Raw genomic sequence first — 18122 nt, 5'->3', positions numbered from 1 at the left:
ATGGCGGCTTACGCCATCCGGCAACAGAGAGTTAACGACGATTGCCGAAGATACGCAGCAGCATCAGGAACAGGTTGATGAAGTCCAGATACAGCGTTAAGGCCCCAAGAATTGCGTATTTACGCAGATTGGAGCTGTCACGCAGGTCGATCTGCTCACCGATGTTTTTCAGCTTCTGCGTGTCATAAGCGGTCAGGCCGACAAACACAATCACCCCAATATAGGTCACCGCCCACATCAGCGCTTCGCTCTTCAACCAGAAGTTAACCAGCGAGGCCAGCACAATACCGATCAGCGCCATAAACAGCATATTGCCGAAGCCGCTCAGATCGCGTTTGGTAGTGTAGCCGTACAAACTCATGATCCCGAACATCCCGCCGGTGACCACGAAGGTGCTGGCGATAGACGAGTAGGTATAGACGATAAAAATGCTTGATAGCGTCAGCCCGGTTAATGCCGAATAGAGCATAAACAGCGTGGTCGCCATTCCCGCGCTGAGCCTTTGCACCATGCCGGACAGGACGAACACCAGCGCTAGCTGGGCAATGATCAGTCCAAAGAAGGTGATTTTGCTGGAGAAGACAAACATCATCACCGCGGGCGTATTTGCTGCATACCAGGCGATAAACGCCGTCAGCAACAGTCCGCAGGTCATCCAGCCGTACACCTGCGCCATATACGTTTGCAGGCCGGAACGGGCCTGTACAATAGAATCGGATCGTGGGAATCGGTCCATGACAATCTCCTGAATCAGTATGAGCCTACACCAATTGTACTCTACCAGCGTTTTGCTGCTAGCTTATCGCTGTCGCGGGCATCAACCCAGCGCTCACCTTCTGGCGTGGCCTCGCGCTTCCAGAACGGTGCGCGGGTTTTCAGATAATCCATAATGAACTGCCCGGCATCAAACGCGCTGCTGCGATGCGCACTGGTCACGCCAACAAAAACGATTTCGTCACCCGGCCACAGTTCGCCAATGCGATGAATGACCGTTACTCGTCCCAGCGGCCAGCGCGCACGCGCTTCGTCGACAATCTCCGCCAGCGCTTTTTCGGTCATTCCCGGATAGTGTTCCAGCGTTAACGCCTGCACGCTATCGCCGAGATTGTGATTGCGGACTTTACCGGTGAAAGTGACCACCGCGCCATCTTCATCGCGTTCGGCCAGCCAGGGATACTCTTCCCCGACGCTGAACGGCGCATGACCAACAACAATTCGCGTTTCAGCCATCTTAGCCTCCGGTTACCGGTGGGAAGAAAGCCACTTCGTCACCCGCATTAAGGGGATGGTCAAAACTGACCAGCGTCTGATTTACCGCGGCCAGCAGCTTGCCGTCTTCCAGCGCCAACGCCCAGCGATCGCTTTTTGCCGCAAGACTCCGGCGCAGCGCTTCAACCGTTGCAAACTCAGCGGCGACCTCTATCGCATCCGTGTTCACCAATTCCCGTACCTGAGCAAAGAAAAGAACCTTAATCATGCGCATCCACCTTAAAATCTCCCGATTTACCGCCGCTTTTAGCCAGCAGACGCACCGGACCAATCACCATATCCTTTTGCACCGCTTTGCACATATCGTAGATGGTCAACGCTGCCACGGAGGCCGCCGTTAACGCTTCCATTTCGACGCCGGTTTTCCCGGTCAGGCGACAAAGCGTTTCAATGCGTACGCGGTTGTGTTCCGGCTCGGCGTGCAGATTAACTTCAACCTTGCTCAACATCAGCGGATGGCACAGCGGGATAAGATCCCAGGTCCGTTTGGCGGCCTGAATACCGGCAATACGCGCCGTGGCGAAAACGTCGCCCTTATGGTGGCTGCCGTCGATAATCATCGCCAGCGTTTCGCTACGCATGGTCACGAATGCTTCTGCACGCGCCTCGCGTACGGTTTCCGCTTTGGCGGAGACATCCACCATATGCGCTTCGCCAGCGGCGTTAATATGAGTCAGTTGCGACATACTTATTTCTTCAAATGTGGGTGGAAATTACACGGACGCGTACGGGCATCGAGCTGCGGCGCAATGATATTTTCCCATGCGGTGCGACACGCTTTAGTCGACCCCGGCATGGCGAAAATCAGCGTTTTGTTGGCCACTCCGGCAATCGCCCGGGATTGCAGCGTCGCGGTGCCAATCTCTTCAAACGACAGCATACGAAATACTTCACCAAACCCTTCGACTTCTCTGTCGAACAGCGGTTGCAGCGCTTCTGGCGCCTGGTCCCCTTCGGTTAAGCCCGTGCCGCCTGTAATGAGCACAACCTGCACATCCTCACTGGCAATCCATGCAGAAACCTGGGCGCGAATGGCGTAGCGGTTCTCTTTGACGATCGCCTTGTCGACAATCTGATGACCCGCCTCTTGCGCCGAGTCACGCAGATAATGGCCGGAGGTGTCATCTTCTTCGCCGCGACGGTTGGAAACAGTAAGAATAGCAATGCGTGTCGGGATAAATTCAGCACTTACCTGACTCATGAAAAACTCCTTTTAGCGATCAGCCGCCAATGTAAGATAAGTTTTGCGTAATACCGGTATTGTTCTGATGCAGGAAATGAGTCTGCTTTTTCTCCAGCAGCGCGGCTGAAATGCGTTCTTCCAGCGCCGACTGCTGAGCGTCATCTTCCAGCAAATCACGCAGGCTTACGCCGCCTTCACCAAATAAACACAGATGCAGTTTGCCGACAGAGGAAACGCGCAGACGGTTGCAGGTGGCGCAGAAGTCTTTCTCATAAGGCATGATCAGACCAATTTCACCAGCATAGTCAGGATGACAGAAAACCTGAGCCGGGCCGTCGCTGCGCTGTCGGATCTGGTGGATCCAGCCGCGACGCAACAGCTCATCACGCAGGACCTGGCCTGAGATATGGTGTTTACGGAAGAGAGAGCTGCCCTCGCCCGTTTCCATCAGTTCAATAAAGCGTAGTTGGATAGGACGGGGCTGAACCCACGCCAGGAAGGTGTCCAGTTGATGATGGTTTACATCGCGCATCAGCACGGTATTGACTTTCACTTTTTCAAAACCCGCATCAAAAGCGGCGTCAATGCCTGCCATCACCTGCTGAAATTTGTCCTGCCCGGTAATGGCGTGAAACTGACGGGCATCGAGGCTGTCGACGCTGACGTTAAGTGCGGTCAGTCCGGCATCGCGCCAGGCAGCGGCATCACGCGCCAGACGATAACCATTAGTGGTCACCGCAATCTGACGGATGGCGTGGTTTTCGCGCACGGCGGCGATAATGTCGGTAAAGTCGCGACGCAATGAAGGTTCGCCCCCTGTCAGACGCACTTTTTCCGTTCCCAGACTGGCGAACGCGCGCGTAACGCGGCGAATTTCATCAACGGTCAAAAAGCCGTTATTGGTGACACCGCCGGGCTTATAGCCATCCGGCAGGCAGTAGGTGCAACGAAAGTTACACACATCGGTAATCGACAAACGTAAGTAGTAAAACTTACGTGCGAAAGCATCGGTAAGTTGAGAGCCCATGTACACCTTTCCAAAATACGGGAGACGTAGTCATTTCTTCCTACGCCCTGGTGACAAACTTATTCAAGTATTGTCACGGCCAAAGCACCGTATCATTTGACCCAGGTGCAGAGGCTAGAGTGTTTATTCTCGTCATACTTCAAATTGCAGAAGCGTGGGCTTTATTCGTTCACCCCAGTCACGTACTTATGTCCGCTTACGGGGGATTCTCTCCCTCACTGCCTTCCTGCAACTCGAATTATTCAGAGTACATTGTGGTTATGCCGATACTAGCGTGTAAATGACGCTTTTGCCATGTACACTTTCGTTATATAAACACATACATAGCGACATGATCGTGCAATTTCGCTACAGAATAAGCAAAAACCACAGTTTTGCATTGATATACATCATCTTGCCAGCAGGTGAATCTCGTCAGAAAGGAGTAGATCGCAGAAAAAAATTACGCCAGATTCCGCCTGGATAATTGCTGAAAACACACTATTTACGTTACTGTAGCGCCGATTAATTCATATCAGGAAAATATATGCGCACTCGCACGCTGGCAGATCTGGACCGCGTTGTCGCTCTCGGCGGAGGGCATGGATTGGGACGCGTTCTCTCCTCTCTTTCCCCTTTAGGTTCACGCCTGACGGGGATCGTCACCACGACCGATAATGGCGGGTCGACAGGTCGTATTCGTCGCTCTGAAGGAGGCATTGCCTGGGGAGACATGCGTAACTGTCTGAACCAGTTAATTACTCAACCCAGCGTTGCATCCGCCATGTTTGAGTATCGTTTTGGCGGTAATGGTGAGCTTTCCGGGCATAACCTCGGAAATCTGATGTTAAAGGCGCTCGATCACCTCAGCGTGCGGCCTCTGGAAGCCATCAATTTAATTCGTAGTCTGCTGAAAGTTGATGCGCATTTAATTCCGATGTCGGAGTTGCCGGTGGATCTGATGGCTATCGACGATCAGGGACATGAAGTCTATGGCGAAGTGAATATCGATCAGCTCACCATCCCGCCTCAGGAACTGATGCTGTCGCCAAAAGTCCCCACCACGCGGGAGGCAGTTGAAGCTATCGCCGAAGCGGATTTGATTTTGATCGGACCCGGCAGTTTTTACACCAGCCTGATGCCGCTCCTGCTGCTCGACGAATTGGCGCAGGCATTACGTCGCACACCTGCCCCGATGGTCTACATCGGCAATCTGGGTCGTGAATTAAGCCTGCCAGCAGCCAGCCTGACGCTTAACGATAAGCTGGCAATCATTGAACAGTACGTTGGCAGGAAAGTGATTGATGCGGTGGTTGTAGGCCCGAAAGTGGATGTATCCACCGTTACCGACCGCGTTGTTATTCAGGAAGTGCTGGAAGCCAGCGACATTCCCTACCGCCATGACCGCCAGCTATTGCATTACGCGCTGGAGAAAGCGGTACAGGCGCTGGGGTAAGTGGAATTACCTGATGGGCTGCGCTTATCAGTCCTACAAACGCGATCTACTCCCACAGGCCGGATGAGGGGGTTCCCCCGCCTCCGGCACAATCTTACGATGCCGCGATAAACAACTCGCGCAGCTGATGCAACTGGTCGCGGATCGTCGCAGCCTCTTCAAATTCAAGATTCTGCGCATGCTGCATCATCTGCCCTTCCAGCTCATGAATCTTCTGCTGCAGCGCTTTTGGCGTCATATCCAGTTCGACAATTTCAGACTTCGCGCCTGCGCGTGACTTCCCTTTGCCTTTCGCCTTAGTCTTCGCAATATTCTGACCCAGCGCCAGAATATCGACCACTTTCTTGTTCAGCCCCTGCGGCGTAATACCGTGTTCTTCGTTGTAGAGCTGCTGTTTCTCACGACGGCGTTCAGTTTCACCTATCGCCTTAGCCATTGAGGCGGTAATTTTGTCGCCGTAGAGAATAGCCTTCCCGTTGATATTACGCGCCGCACGACCGATGGTCTGAATAAGCGAACGTTCCGAACGCAGGAACCCTTCTTTGTCTGCGTCCAGAATCGCCACCAGTGAGACCTCAGGCATATCCAGACCCTCACGTAACAGGTTGATACCCACCAGCACGTCAAACTCGCCCAGACGCAGGTCACGAATGATTTCCATACGTTCCACGGTATCGATGTCTGAGTGCAGATAGCGCACCCGCTCACCGTGCTCTTCGAGGTATTCGGTGAGATCCTCTGCCATCCGTTTCGTGAGCGTAGTGACCAGCACACGTTCGTTAATCGCCGCACGGATGCGGATCTCAGACAGCAGATCGTCAACCTGCGTCGCCACCGGGCGTACCTCAATGATCGGATCCAGCAGGCCGGTCGGTCGTACTACCTGATCGACGACGTCATCACCGGATTTCTCCAGCTCATAGTTGCCCGGCGTCGCTGAGACGTAGATGGTCTGCGGGGCCAGCGCTTCAAACTCTTCAAATTTAAGCGGACGGTTATCCAGCGCCGACGGCAGACGGAATCCGTATTCGACCAGAGTCTCTTTACGCGCCCGGTCACCACGATACATACCGCCAATTTGCGGGATAGTGACGTGGGATTCATCCACCACCAGCAGGCCGTCGGCAGGCAGGTAATCAAACAGCGTCGGCGGCGGCTCGCCGGGGCCACGCCCGGACAGATAGCGGGAGTAGTTTTCAATCCCCGAGCAGTAACCCAGCTCGTTCATCATTTCCAGATCGAACTGCGTACGCTGACTTAGCCGCTGTTCTTCCAGCAGTTTGTTATTTGCCAGCAGGACCTTGCGCCGCTCTGCCAGCTCAACTTTGATTTCTTCCATCGCCTGCACGATACGTTCGCGCGGCGTCACGTAGTGCGTTTTAGGATAGATGGTGTAGCGCGAAATCGTGGATTCAACCTGCCCGGTAAGCGGGTCAAACAGCGATAAACGTTCGACCTCTTCATCAAACAGTTCCACGCGCAGCGCGATATCGTCGGATTCAGCCGGGAAAATGTCGATCACTTCACCACGCACGCGGAAGGTTCCGCGCTGAAATGCCTGATCGTTGCGGGTATATTGCAGTTCCGCCAGGCGGCGCAGGATCGCACGCTGGTCGATAATCATCCCCACCGTCAGGTGCAGCATCATTTTCAGATACAGATCCGGATCGCCCAAACCATAGATAGCGGAAACTGACGCGACGACAACGACATCCCGACGTTCCAGCAGCGCTTTGGTCGCTGACAGACGCATCTGCTCAATATGTTCGTTAACCGAGGCATCCTTCTCGATGAAGGTGTCAGAACTTGGTACGTAGGCTTCCGGTTGATAATAGTCGTAGTAGGAGACGAAATACTCCACCGCGTTATCCGGGAAGAACTCTTTCATCTCACCGTACAACTGCGCGGCCAGCGTCTTATTGGGAGCCAGCACCATGGTAGGCCGCTGCAAGTCCGCAATTACGTTAGCGATGGTGAATGTCTTCCCCGAGCCCGTCACCCCCAGCAGCGTCTGATGCGCCAGACCATCCTCCAGCCCTTCTTCCAGACGGCGAATAGCCTCAGGCTGATCGCCAGAGGGTTTAAAAGCGGAATTTAGTTTGAACGGTTTACTCATGAGCAGCTACCTGAAGCAATGGGCGGGCAGGTGTGTAATTTTACTCGCAGTCGTATATTTTGCCAGTAAAATATACTGGATGAAAAAACAGTAACGCACCAGAATATTTCTGATACGCCATCAGAATGACCGTGACCGCAGGCTAAAATTTGGCCTCAGACAAGATAAAACACCAGCAAAAACGTGTTATCCCCAAAGCAATGACTTTTTTAACATTTGTCAAGCCGCCCGATGAAAGTTTTGTGGCAACGCATGACACTTCTGCGACAGCCATTGATTTTATCTAACATTCTGTAATTTAATGACTATTATCCCGAGCCGTCTTTCGCATCAATTTAGTCGCAGGCCGCGTCTTCTCTCGCTTACATTGTGTTTTCTAACTCTAATACACAAGGTTATCCACAGGAATAGTGGATAACTGCCTCCAGCCCGTATGGACTGTAGCCTGGCAAAAACGCCCTCACTCCCTTTTCCGGAGGGATAAAAAAAATTTATCGCTATTTTTTGATATTTATCAGCTAACGAAGCGGCCTGGAATGGCCGGGATCTTGCTCGCATTTTCATCATTTTCTTGCCTGCACCATTACGACACCGCCAGGCACTGGCAATGTGCACAAAACAACGCCAGCCCTCCGGCCAGCCAGCCGTTACCGCCTGCGCGGCACACTCTCCTGCTGTTTTTTGACCCCAATCCCTCTTCTGGCATGAGAATTGCAATTTTCTTCCGACGACCTGTACGTGGGGCGGATAGCATCATGCTGGAGGAATCTATGTTGAGTCTTCGCGCAGTGAATCATTATTACGGTAATCAACACTCCCTATGGGATGTGGATCTCGACCTGCTGCCCGGTAAATGTACCGGTGTGCTGGGGCTTCCAGGAATGGGAAAGACTACGCTGACCAATTGCATTATCGGCAATTTACCGATCGAAAGCGGCACCATGTTCTGGCATCAGGCTGGCGCGCCGCCGCGCGACCTGAGTCCCATTCCGGCGGCAAATCGCATCGCGCTGGGCATTAACTACGTTTCACAAGAGAGACGGATTTTTTCGCAATTGACGGTAGAGGAAAATCTTCATATTGCGCGCCAGGCGGTTGAGGAAAGCGAAACGATGAACAGCAGTGATATTTACCGCCTGTTTCCACAGTTGTTCGTACTGCGTCAGGCCAAAGGGGCGGCATTATCGGAAGATGATCAGCACCAGCTTGCGCTCGCCAGCGCGCTGGTCACACGCCCGCGCCTGCTGATCCTCGATGAGCCCACGCGGGGAAGTGGCCAGGCATATATCCACAAGCTGGGGAACCTGGTTGTAAGGTTAAGCCAGGAGCTCGGCATCGCCATAATGCTCGCGGAGCAGAGCCTGCCGTTTATTCGTCGGGTCGCTGACTGCTACTGCCTGTTACACCGTGGGCGCAACGTGGCTCAGGGGCAAATCACACAGCTCAGCAACCCGCTAATCAACTATTGGGTGACGCCACAGACAAAACGCTAAGATCGATATAACGTCCTGTCGATGCCCGCTCCGGCTCTTCTGCCAGCCAGGGAATTTCCCCCAGCAGCGGAGCCGCAAGCACACGCCTGAGCGTTGCCATATATTCAGCATGACGCTTGCCAGGTGGCGTCACATCATTGGCGACCCATCCGGCAAGCGTCAGTCCGGCCTGCTGCACCGCCTGGGCGGTCAGCACAGCGTGGTTGATGCAGCCGAGCTTAACGCCAACCACCAGAATAACCGGCAGCTGCTCTGTTTTCACCCAGTCAGCAAAACTCAGCGTTGGCGAAAGCGGCGTAAACCACCCTCCGGCACCTTCCACCAGCACCCAGTCAGCCTGTTGTTCCAGCGCGCGTAAACCCGCAGACATTACAGAGGCCTGAATGGGGCGACCTTCGTCCGCGCTGATGATATGCGGTGAGGTAGGTTCCGCGAAGGTATAGGGGTTGATAGCCGCATAGTCCACCGTCACAACGCTGTTGCGCTGTAATGCCAGGGCATCGCTATTACGCAGACCTTCAACCGTCATTTCACTGCCCGACGCCACTGGCTTATAGCCGACGGTTCGCAATCCCCTCTGCCCCGCCGCCTGCAGCAACGCGCAGCTGGCGATAGTTTTCCCCACTTCGGTATCCGTCCCGGTGACAAAAAAAGTGTTAGTCACGTTGAATCACTCCCAAAAATAGATGATAGGTCAGCGGATATTTCCCCTGTTGGCAGGGCCAGGCTAGCTGTAGCTGGCGCAGCTGCGAGCGGGTGAGAACGCGCGGCTCGCGGCCATCATGCAAATGCGTCGCGCCAATGCCCTTCAGCGAGCGCATGGCGCTCAGCGCATCGTCAAACCACAGCGTGACGGCATGAGACTGGTATTCAACGTCCCACCCATGCAGGGCGTTTTCCAGTTGATCCACGGGCAAAAAACGATTGGCGTGCTCCCGCTCATCAACCGCTCGCCACGCCTGACGAAGTTCCGGCATTGACCCCTGCGCCAGGGTACTAAACGCCACTGTCCCGCCAGGACGCACCACCCGGTAAAGCTCGCGTAACGCGCCGCGCAGGTCACTGCACCACTGTACGGCCAGATTGCTCCAGGCCAGGTCGAAAGTAGCAGCAGCCTGCGGAATGGCTTCAATATCCGCCAGCAAATAGCGGTGGGCGACATCGTGACGCTGTGCTTCAGTCAGCATTTGCGCCGACAGATCCAGCGCGCAGACCTCGCTCCCCTGCTCCCGCCAGTAACGGCTCATACGCCCGGGCCCGCAGCCCGCATCTAAAACCTGAGAGAATGCCCGACCATCGAGTCGCGCCAGTAACGCATCGGCGCTCTGACGCTGGAGTTCCGCGTGTTGCTCATAGTGAGTAGCCGCACGACCAAACGCGGCAGCAATCGCCTGCTTATTGACCTGCGCCATGCAGCACCTCCAGTAAGCGATCGATATCCTGGACTTCATGCGCCTGGGTCAGCGTAAGCCGCAGCCTGGCCGTACCAACCGGCACCGTCGGTGGGCGAATAGCCGTCACCCAGCATCCCTGTTGACGTAATGCCTCCGCCAGTTGCAAGGCTTTATGATTGTCGCCCACGATCAGTGGCTGAATGGCGCTGTCTGACTGCGCCAGCGTTAAGTCCGGCGTATTCACCCCAGCGCGAAAACGCTGGATCAGCATCGCCAGTTTTTCTCTGCGCTCATCGCCTTCGCGGCTGCGGATCACCTCCAGCGCGGCGCGCAAGGCCTGGGCCTGCGCCGGAGGCATACTGGTGCTGTAGATCAGATGACGGGCAAACTGCAGCAGATAATCGGCCACGCTGTCTGAGCACAAGATTGCTGCGCCGCTGACGCCAAAACCTTTGCCAAACGTCACCACTAACAGCTCGGGTTTCACCTGCTGTCGGGAGCACGAGCCGCGCCCTTCCTCACCGCTGACGCCAATCCCGTGCGCATCATCCACCAGCAACCACGCGCCCTGCCGCTCTGCTACCGCGTGAATTTCCGCCAGCGGTGCGCTATCGCCATCCATGCTGAACACACCTTCAGTGACCACGAGTTGTTGCCCCGGACAGGGGGTTGTCAGCAGACGTTCCAGATGTTGCGGATCGTTATGGGTAAAGCGACGTAGCACGGCAGGGCTATGGCTGGCAGCTTCCAGCAGTGAGGCATGGCTGAGTCGGTCAGCAACAATCCGGTCCTCTTTGCCCATCAGCGCGGCAATGACCGCCTGATTAGCGGCAAAACCGGAGATAAACAGCAGCGCCCGGGAATAGCCGAGCCATTGCGCCAGCTCATCTTCCAGCGCCTGATGAGCAACGGAATAACCGCTCACATGACCCGAGCCGCCGCTGCCGACGCCAAAACGCTCAGCGCCTTGCTGCCACGCGCAGATAATATGCGGATGGTGGCTTAAGCCAAGGTAGTCGTTGCTGGAAAAGTTCAGGTACTGGCGACCTTCGGCCTGCAGCCAGCGACCGGCGCCCTGCGTCACCGCATAGCGCCGACGCAACGCATCAGCACGACGACGCGCCGTTAACGCATCGTCTATTTTTTGCTGCCAGGTCATACGGTTGCCGCGTTGTAGTATTCGTCGGTATCCGGGGTACGCAGCGCCTGTTCCAGGCGTTGCTGCTGTTCGTTATCGCCTGCCAGCACCGCCGTTTGCTGCGGATTGAGACCCAGCTTGCGAAACAACAGCAAATCCTTATCTTCGTTCGGGTTCGGCGTGGTCAGCAGTTTGCAGCCGTAGAAAATCGAGTTAGCTCCGGCCATAAAGCACATCGCCTGGGTTTGTTCGTTCATCTGCTCGCGTCCGGCTGAAAGACGGACATATGAAGTCGGCATCATGATCCGCGCCACGGCGATAGTACGAATAAAATCAAAAGCATCCACATCGTCGTTATCGGCAAGCGGCGTGCCTTTCACTTTCACCAGCATGTTGATCGGCACGCTTTCTGGCGGCGTTGGCAGATTAGCTAATTGCAGCAACAGACCCGCGCGGTCGGTCACCGTTTCCCCCAGTCCCACAATCCCGCCGGAGCAAACTTTAATGCCCGCCTCACGCACTTTATCCAGCGTATCCAGGCGCTCCTGGTACGAACGGGTTGTGATGATATTGCCGTAGAATTCCGGCGAGGTGTCGAGGTTATGGTTGTAGTAGTCCAGACCCGCATTGGCCAGCCGCTGGGCCTGATTTTCGTTCAGCGTACCCAGCGTCATACACGCTTCCAGCCCCAGTTCTTTTACGCCCTGAACCATCTGTTCCAGGTAAGGCATGTCGCGTTCGTGTGGATTCTTCCACGCCGCGCCCATGCAAAACCGCGTTGAACCGGCCTGTTTCGCTTTACGCGCTGAGTCCAGTACCTGTTCAACCTCCATCAAACGTTCCGTTTCCAGACCGGTTTTATAGCGGGAGCTTTGCGGGCAGTATTTGCAGTCTTCCGGGCAGGCACCGGTCTTAATCGACAGCAGCGTACTGACCTGAACCTGCCGCGGATCAAAGTGCTGACGGTGAACCTGCTGCGCTTCAAACAGCAGATCCAACAGCGGTTTTTCAAATAATTCGGTGACTTGCGACATTGTCCAGCGAGAAGAATGAGCCATATTGGTATACGTTTCGTTATGAGTTTGGTGTAGACTCGTAAACCTAAATCTTTTTAATTTGGTTTACAAGTCGATTATGACAACGGACGATCTTGCGTTTGACCAACGCCATATCTGGCACCCTTACACCTCCATGACCTCCCCGTTACCGGTTTATCCGGTGGCGCGTGCCGAAGGTTGCGAACTGATTTTAGCCCGCGGTGAGAGGCTGATAGACGGCATGTCGTCCTGGTGGGCGGCGATCCACGGTTACAATCACCCACAGCTGAACGCCGCGATGAAAACGCAGATTGATGCCATGTCACATGTGATGTTTGGCGGCATTACCCATGCCCCGGCCATTGCGTTGTGCCGCCAGTTGGTGGCGATGACGCCAGAGGCGCTGGAGTGCGTTTTTCTCGCGGATTCAGGTTCGGTCGCCGTAGAAGTAGCAATGAAAATGGCGCTGCAATACTGGCAGGCCAAAGGCGAATCCCGTCAGCGTTTCCTGACATTTCGAAACGGTTATCACGGCGATACCTTCGGCGCGATGTCGGTCTGCGATCCCGACAACTCGATGCACAGTCTGTGGAAGGGTTATCTGCCGGAGAACCTGTTTGCGCCCGCCCCGCAAAACCGCATGGACGGCGAGTGGGACGAACTGGATATGGTGCCTTTTGCCCGCCTGATGGCCGCGCATCGCCACGAGATTGCGGCGGTGATCCTTGAGCCGATTGTGCAGGGCGCTGGCGGCATGCGCATGTATCATCCCGAATGGTTAAAGCGCATCCGTAAGATGTGCGACCGTGAAGGTATCCTGCTGATTGCCGATGAAATCGCCACCGGATTTGGTCGTACAGGCAAGCTTTTTGCCTGTGAACACGCCAACATAACCCCGGACATTTTGTGCCTCGGCAAAGCGTTAACCGGCGGAACCATGACCCTTTCCGCCACCCTGACCACGCGTCAGGTCGCGGAAACCATTAGCAACGGTGAAGCCGGATGCTTCATGCACGGTCCAACCTTTATGGGTAATCCGCTGGCCTGCGCCGTCGCCTCCGCCAGCCTGTCGTTACTCGAAACCGGTGAGTGGCGCTCACAGGTAGCGGCTATTGAAGCGCAACTGCGGACAGAACTCGCCCCAGCGGCAGACTCCAGTTGGGTAGCCGACGTGCGCGTACTCGGCGCCATCGGTGTGATCGAAACCACGCATCCGGTGAATATGGCGGCGTTACAGAAGTTCTTTGTTGAACAGGGCGTGTGGGTACGACCGTTTGGCAAATTGATCTATCTGATGCCGCCGTACATTATTCAGCCCGATCAGTTGCGTCGTCTGACCCAGGCCGTAAACGAGGCTGTGCGCAGTGCAACATTTTTTAGCGATTAATCAGCGGTAAGCTCTACGGTTCCTGGCTACACTTTTTGGCTAACGAGAGGAGTCAGCATGAAACTAATCAGTAACGATCTGCGCGATGGCGAAAAGCTTGCGCATCGCCACGTCTTTAACGGCATGGGATATGACGGGGATAATATTTCCCCGCATCTGGCGTGGGATGACGTGCCTGCAGGGACCAAAAGCTTTGTCGTGACCTGCTACGATCCTGATGCGCCAACCGGCTCCGGCTGGTGGCATTGGGTGGTGGTAAGTCTGCCAGCAGATACCCGCGTACTCACGCAAGGCTTCGGCTCCGGGCTGGTTGCGCTGCCGGATGGGGTGATTCAGACCCGTACGGATTTTGGTAAAGCAGGTTATGGCGGTGCTGCGCCGCCGAAGGGGGAAACCCATCGCTATATCTTTACGGTTCACGCGTTGGATGTGGAGCGTATTGATGTCGATGAGGACGCCAGCGGCGCGATGGTTGGCTTTAACGTTCACTTCCACTCGCTCGCCAGCGCCTCCATTACGGCGATATTCAGTTAAGCTGTGTTGTGCCGGATGTCGGCTTCACCGCATCCGGCCTACTAAACAAGGCTTATCTACAGAAATTCAGGCAACAATTTCAACAATGCCCCCTGGGCTAACAGTTCGGTTGCGCACTCAATATCCGGAGCAAAAAAGCGATCCTGCGTATAGTGGGCAACCTGCTCGCGCAGAGCCTGGCGCGCCTGCTCCAGCAGCGGGCTTGAGGTTAACCCTTCACGCAGGTCAATCCCCTGACACGCCGCCAGCCACTCCACGGCAATCACGCCGCGCGTATTCGCTGCCATCTCCCACAACCTGCGGCCCGCTGCCGGTGCCATAGACACATGATCTTCCTGGTTGGCGGAGGTCGGCAAGCTGTCCACGCTGTGCGGATGCGCCAGCGCTTTGTTCTCGCTCGCCAGCGCGGCCGCGGTTACCTGAGCAATCATAAAGCCGGAGTTCACCCCGCCGTTTTTCACCAGGAACGGCGGCAACTGCGACATATGTTTGTCCATCATCAGCGCAATCCGTCGCTCTGATAACGCCCCGATTTCCGCAATCGCCAGCGCCAGATTATCTGCCGCCATCGCCACCGGTTCAGCATGGAAGTTGCCGCCGGAAATGACATCGCCCTCTTCGGCAAACACCAGCGGGTTGTCGGAAACCGCGTTGGCTTCTACCAGCAGGACCTCCATTACCTGACGCATTTGCGTCAGGCACGCCCCCATCACCTGTGGCTGACAGCGCAAAGAATACGGATCCTGCACTTTTTCACAGTTATGATGCGACTGGGAAAGCGCGCTGGTGTCGGTCAACACGTGGCGGTACAGCGTTGCGGCATCAATCTGCCCACGCTGTCCTCGTGCGGCATGAATACGGGCATCAAACGGACGACGAGAGCCCAAAACGGCTTCGGTGGTCAGCGCCCCACACACCGTCGCAGACGCGAACAGCTCCTGGGCTTCAATTAACCCGCGCAGCGCAAAGGCTGTGGAAGCCTGGGTACCATTGAGCAGCGCCAGCCCTTCTTTCGCCTCCAGCGTAATCGGCTCCAGCCCGGCCTTTTTCAGCGCTTCGGTCGCCGGAAGCCATTCCCCCTGCCAGCGCGCTTCACCTTCGCCCAGCAGCGTCAGAGACATATGCGCCAGCGGTGCCAGGTCGCCCGATGCGCCCACTGACCCTTTCGCCGGGATCAGCGGATACACCTCGGCATTCACCAGCGCAATCAGCGCTTCAATCACGCTGAGACGAATACCCGAAAAACCCCGCGCCAGGCTGTTGATTTTCAGCACCATAATCAGGCGAACCATCGCGTCATCGAGCGCCTCACCAACGCCTGCCGCATGGGAAAGCACCAGCGAACGCTGTAAATTCTGCAAATCTTCCGTGGCGATACGGGTCTGAGCCAGCAGGCCAAAGCCGGTATTAATGCCATACGCCGTACGGCCTTCAGCGACAATAGTATTGACGCAGGCGACGCTTGCGTTGATCGCATCAATCGCCCCGGCATCCAGGCTCAGTTTGACCGGCTGCTGCCAGATGTCGCGTAGTTGCGCAAAGCTCAGATGACCCGGCGTTAATGTCATGGTGTTCATATCAGCGTTTCTCCTGCGTCGCCGCGACCATCGGCAAATTCAGCCCTTCTTCGACGGCGCAATCCACCGCAATGTCATACCCGGCGTCGGCGTGGCGCATCACCCCGGTAGCCGGATCGTTGTGTAATACCCGGGCGATACGCGCTGCGGCTTCATCAGTGCCATCGCAAACAATCACCATCCCGGCATGCTGGGAGAAGCCCATTCCTACCCCGCCACCGTGATGCAGTGACACCCAGGTTGCACCGCTGGCGGTGTTAAGCAGCGCGTTCAGCAGCGGCCAGTCGGATACTGCATCAGAACCGTCGCGCATGGCTTCGGTTTCGCGGTTCGGGCTGGCGACGGAGCCGGAATCCAGATGATCACGGCCAATAACAATCGGCGCAGACACTTCGCCGCTGCGCACCATTTCATTAAACGCCAGCCCCAGTTTTTGACGCCATTCCAGACCCACCCAGCAGATACGCGCCGGTAATCCCTGGAAGTTAATCCGCTCACGCGCCATATCCAGCCAGTGGTGCAGATGTTTATCGTCAGCCACGATCTCTTTCACTTTGGCATCCGTTTTATAAATATCCTGCGGATCGCCGGAAAGCGCCACCCAACGGAACGGGCCAATGCCGCGGCAGAACAGGGGGCGAATATAAGCAGGTACGAAACCGGGGAAATCAAAGGCGTTTTCCACGCCCATCTCTTTGGCCATCTGGCGAATGTTATTGCCGTAATCAAACGTCGGCACGCCCATTTTGCTGAACGCCAGCATTGCCTCAACGTGTGTTGCCATTGAGCGTTTCGCCGCCTGTACCGTGCCCTGCGGATCGGACACCGCTTTCGCCTGATACGCTTCCCAGCTCCAGCCGGACGGCAGATAACCATGCAGCGGATCGTGGGCGCTGGTCTGGTCAGTGACCATATCCGGGCGCACACCACGCTTCACCAGTTCCGGCACAACGTCGGCGGCGTTAGCGCATAGCGCAATGGAGACCGCTTTACCCTCGCGGGTGTACTTTTCGATACGCGCCAGCGCGTCGTCAAGCGATGTCGCCTGCTCGTCCACGTAGCGGGTACGCAGACGGAAATCGATCCGGCTTTGCTGACACTCAATATTCAGCGAGCAAGCACCTGCCAGCGTTGCGGCTAACGGTTGCGCCCCACCCATGCCGCCCAGCCCGGCGGTCAGCACCCAGCGTCCGCTCAGGTTACCTTGATAATGCTGACGCCCGGCCTCAACGAAGGTTTCATAAGTCCCCTGCACGATGCCCTGGCTACCGATGTAGATCCAGCTCCCGGCGGTCATCTGGCCATACATCGCCAGCCCTTTGGCGTCCAGCTCGTTGAAGTGTTCCCATGTAGCCCAATGTGGCACCAGGTTGGAGTTGGCAATCAGCACGCGTGGCGCATTGTCATGGGTTTTGAAAACGCCAACCGGTTTACCGGACTGGACCAGCAGGGTCTCATCGGTCTCCAGTTTGGTCAGCGCATTGACGATGGCGTCATAACATTCCCAGTCCCGCGCAGCGCGACCAATCCCGCCGTATACCACCAGCTCATGCGGATTTTCCGCCACATCGGGATCCAGGTTGTTCATTAACATACGCAGCGGCGCTTCGGTCAGCCAGCTTTTGGCCGTTAAAGTGGTGCCGCGTGGGGCACGAATATCCTGCTGACGGTACTTGCTATGAGACATGGTAGAGCACTCCTCGCGAACGATCGGACAGATAAGTAACATATACTTGTCTATACAAGTTGTCGCAAGTGTGCCTTTAACAAAAAAGATACAATTTTATTATACTGCGGCAGCAATCACGCTTTTCAGGACATAAACCGCCCTTGCAGGCGATAGCGGGACCCCGGGAAGAGCAAACGGGCATGAGAGACAATGGATGACGCAGACCAGGTTTTACGGCGGATCAGCAGACAGGGATCGTGTTCTTTGATATTCAGCAGCGCGCACTCTTCGGCACTGGCGCGGACCGCTTCAACAATATGCTCGCCTTCCGTTAAAGGGGCTATCAGCGACAGATACGCGTGCGGCGTAGTCTGGCTGTAATCCTGCGCCAGATACGCCGGCACAATTTCGGCATTCACGCAGCGATCTTCAATCTGCACCGGCAGTTCGTTCTCGTAGTGCACCATGACAGAGTGAAAAATGGAGGTGCCTTCTTTGACGTTTAACACCAAAGCCTGCTGCGCGCTTGCCTGGGTTCGTTCCAGCGTGATCACCTCGCACCGGTGCTGATGCTGACGGGCGTTGATTTCATCCGCGATGCTGCGAATTTCAAATAGCGCAGACTGGCCCTTCGGCTCGGCGACAAACGTCCCTACGCCCTGCAAGCGAACCAGTAACCCTTCATCCGTTAACTCACGCAGCGCCCGGTTGATGGTCATGCGGCTGAAACCATACTGCGCCACCAGCTCCGCCTCAGAGGGAATGCGATCGTGAGGTTGCCAGATACCGCTGGCAATCTTTTCGCTGATCTCCTGTTTGACCTTTTCGTAAAAAGGTGCCGGAGCAGAACGGGATGGGAGCAT

General features: G+C 55.8%; 18 protein-coding genes and 1 riboswitch. Of the genes, 4 read left to right on the top strand and 14 right to left on the bottom strand.

Going from position 1 to position 18122, the window contains the following annotated elements; all coding sequences use genetic code 11:
* Window positions 1–31 precede the first annotated feature (31 nt).
* The 6 genes from WC7_RS18025 to moaA all read right to left on the bottom strand — a co-directional run bounded on the left by WC7_RS18025 (window position 32) and on the right by moaA (window position 3479).
* Entirely contained in the window at window positions 32–736 is a 705-nt protein-coding gene (locus WC7_RS18025; protein WP_003831536.1) for a Bax inhibitor-1/YccA family protein, read from the bottom strand.
* Window positions 737–777: 41 nt separating this feature from the next.
* Window positions 778–1230 carry a molybdopterin synthase catalytic subunit MoaE gene (gene moaE, locus WC7_RS18030; RefSeq protein WP_016152349.1) on the bottom strand — a complete coding sequence of 151 codons (453 nt, stop codon included), beginning with the start codon at window positions 1228–1230 and terminating at the stop codon, window positions 778–780.
* Between the two features lies 1 nt (window position 1231).
* Complete coding sequence (gene moaD, locus WC7_RS18035; protein WP_016152348.1) at window positions 1232–1477, bottom strand: molybdopterin synthase sulfur carrier subunit; 246 nt, start codon at window positions 1475–1477, stop codon at window positions 1232–1234.
* A complete protein-coding gene (gene moaC, locus WC7_RS18040; protein ID WP_003035188.1) occupies window positions 1470–1955 on the bottom strand; it encodes a cyclic pyranopterin monophosphate synthase MoaC in 486 nt (161 codons plus the stop codon). The genes moaD and moaC overlap by 8 nt, the downstream gene beginning before the upstream one ends.
* A 2-nt stretch (window positions 1956–1957) precedes the next feature.
* Window positions 1958–2470: a molybdenum cofactor biosynthesis protein B gene (moaB, locus tag WC7_RS18045; RefSeq protein WP_016152347.1), complete on the bottom strand. Its 513-nt coding sequence runs from the start codon at window positions 2468–2470 to the stop codon at window positions 1958–1960.
* Window positions 2471–2489: 19 nt separating this feature from the next.
* Complete coding sequence (moaA, locus tag WC7_RS18050) at window positions 2490–3479, bottom strand: GTP 3',8-cyclase MoaA (protein WP_016152346.1); 990 nt, start codon at window positions 3477–3479, stop codon at window positions 2490–2492.
* Window positions 3467–3613, bottom strand: a riboswitch (molybdenum cofactor riboswitch). Its footprint overlaps the gene before it by 13 nt.
* A gap of 392 nt (window positions 3614–4005) precedes the next feature.
* Between moaA and yvcK the strand changes: the two genes are divergently transcribed.
* Window positions 4006–4914: a uridine diphosphate-N-acetylglucosamine-binding protein YvcK gene (yvcK, locus tag WC7_RS18055; protein ID WP_016152345.1), complete on the top strand. Its 909-nt coding sequence runs from the start codon at window positions 4006–4008 to the stop codon at window positions 4912–4914.
* A gap of 94 nt (window positions 4915–5008) precedes the next feature.
* On the opposite strand, the gene uvrB is transcribed toward yvcK, so the two are convergent.
* A complete protein-coding gene (uvrB, locus tag WC7_RS18060) occupies window positions 5009–7030 on the bottom strand; it encodes an excinuclease ABC subunit UvrB (RefSeq protein ID WP_016152344.1) in 2022 nt (673 codons plus the stop codon).
* A gap of 770 nt (window positions 7031–7800) precedes the next feature.
* Between uvrB and WC7_RS18065 the strand changes: the two genes are divergently transcribed.
* The gene (locus WC7_RS18065) at window positions 7801–8523 is read left to right on the top strand and encodes an ATP-binding cassette domain-containing protein (protein WP_016152343.1); all 723 of its coding nucleotides are present in this window, start codon (window positions 7801–7803) and stop codon (window positions 8521–8523) included.
* Here the strand turns inward: WC7_RS18065 and bioD are convergent.
* Genes bioD through bioB form a run of 4 tightly spaced genes read right to left on the bottom strand, consistent with a single transcriptional unit; the run spans window position 8489 to window position 12113 of the window.
* Window positions 8489–9187, bottom strand: coding sequence for a dethiobiotin synthase (gene bioD, locus WC7_RS18070; protein WP_016152342.1), 699 nt, complete (start codon window positions 9185–9187; stop codon window positions 8489–8491). The genes WC7_RS18065 and bioD overlap by 35 nt on opposite strands.
* Window positions 9180–9935 (bottom strand): malonyl-ACP O-methyltransferase BioC, encoded by a 756-nt coding sequence (bioC, locus tag WC7_RS18075; RefSeq protein WP_016152341.1) that lies wholly within the window; start codon window positions 9933–9935, stop codon window positions 9180–9182. The genes bioD and bioC overlap by 8 nt, the downstream gene beginning before the upstream one ends.
* Entirely contained in the window at window positions 9919–11076 is a 1158-nt protein-coding gene (gene bioF, locus WC7_RS18080) for an 8-amino-7-oxononanoate synthase (protein WP_016152340.1), read from the bottom strand. The genes bioC and bioF overlap by 17 nt, the downstream gene beginning before the upstream one ends.
* Complete coding sequence (bioB, locus tag WC7_RS18085) at window positions 11073–12113, bottom strand: biotin synthase BioB (protein WP_029139462.1); 1041 nt, start codon at window positions 12111–12113, stop codon at window positions 11073–11075. Before bioB ends, bioF begins: the two co-directional genes overlap by 4 nt.
* Window positions 12114–12189: 76 nt before the next feature.
* Here bioB and bioA point away from each other — a divergent pair, with 76 nt between their 5' ends.
* On the top strand, window positions 12190–13479 hold the full coding sequence (gene bioA, locus WC7_RS18090; protein WP_016152338.1) for an adenosylmethionine--8-amino-7-oxononanoate transaminase: 1290 nt from the start codon (window positions 12190–12192) through the stop codon (window positions 13477–13479).
* A 57-nt stretch (window positions 13480–13536) separates the two neighbouring features.
* Window positions 13537–14013 carry a kinase inhibitor gene (locus WC7_RS18095; RefSeq protein ID WP_016152337.1) on the top strand — a complete coding sequence of 159 codons (477 nt, stop codon included), beginning with the start codon at window positions 13537–13539 and terminating at the stop codon, window positions 14011–14013.
* Between the two features lie 56 nt (window positions 14014–14069).
* On the opposite strand, the gene hutH is transcribed toward WC7_RS18095, so the two are convergent.
* From hutH to WC7_RS18110, 3 genes are all read right to left on the bottom strand, one after another.
* Entirely contained in the window at window positions 14070–15590 is a 1521-nt protein-coding gene (gene hutH, locus WC7_RS18100; protein ID WP_016152336.1) for a histidine ammonia-lyase, read from the bottom strand.
* A gap of 1 nt (window position 15591) precedes the next feature.
* Complete coding sequence (hutU, locus tag WC7_RS18105) at window positions 15592–17277, bottom strand: urocanate hydratase (RefSeq protein WP_016152335.1); 1686 nt, start codon at window positions 17275–17277, stop codon at window positions 15592–15594.
* A gap of 125 nt (window positions 17278–17402) precedes the next feature.
* Window positions 17403–18122, bottom strand: coding sequence for a histidine utilization repressor (locus WC7_RS18110; protein WP_016152334.1), 720 nt, complete (start codon window positions 18120–18122; stop codon window positions 17403–17405).

Source organism: Citrobacter sp. KTE151, assembly GCF_000398845.1.
GTDB lineage: Bacteria > Pseudomonadota > Gammaproteobacteria > Enterobacterales > Enterobacteriaceae > Citrobacter > Citrobacter braakii.
This window is presented reverse-complemented; position numbering and strand designations above follow the sequence as displayed.